The 542-nt window shown below is 66.8% G+C and carries 1 protein-coding gene; it reads right to left on the minus strand.

The window, feature by feature from the left end:
- Nucleotides 1-28 precede the first annotated feature (28 nt).
- The coding region (locus D3H34_RS33690) for a tripartite tricarboxylate transporter substrate-binding protein (RefSeq protein WP_286186603.1) at nt 29-542 on the minus strand (514 nt) is incomplete at its 5' end.

Consider the following 542-nt stretch of genomic DNA (forward strand, 5'->3'; position numbering starts at 1 on the left):
TGTTGACATGTGAAATGGCGCAGCGTCTTCAATCCGGCGTGAGCTGGGCCTTCTGCACCACGCCTTTCCACTTCGCGATCTCCTGGCGCACGGTCAGGCCCAGCTGCTCGGGCGTGCTGGTGTCGACCACCGCGCCTTGCTCCTCGATGCGCCGCACCACGTCCTTGTCGGCGAGCGCGGTGTTCAAGGCCTTGTTGAGCTGGTCGACCACGGGCCGCGGCGTCTTGCCGGGGGCGAACATCGCGTACCACTGCGTGACTTCCACGCCCTTGACGCCGGCCTCTTCGAGCGTGGGCACATCGGGCAGCAGCGACGAACGCTTGGGGCCGGCGAGCGCCAGCGCGCGCAGCTTGCCGTTCCTGACATGCGTATAGGCCGAGAACAGGCTGGGGAACATGACCTGGGTCTGGCCGGCCATGGTGTCGTTCATCGCGGGTGCCGCGCCGCGGTAGGGCACATGGGCCATTTGCGCGCCGCTTTCGAGCTTGAATATCTCGGCCGTGAAATGCGGCGCCGTGCCGTTGCCCGCGGACGCGTAGTTG

Source organism: Acidovorax cavernicola, assembly GCF_003581445.1.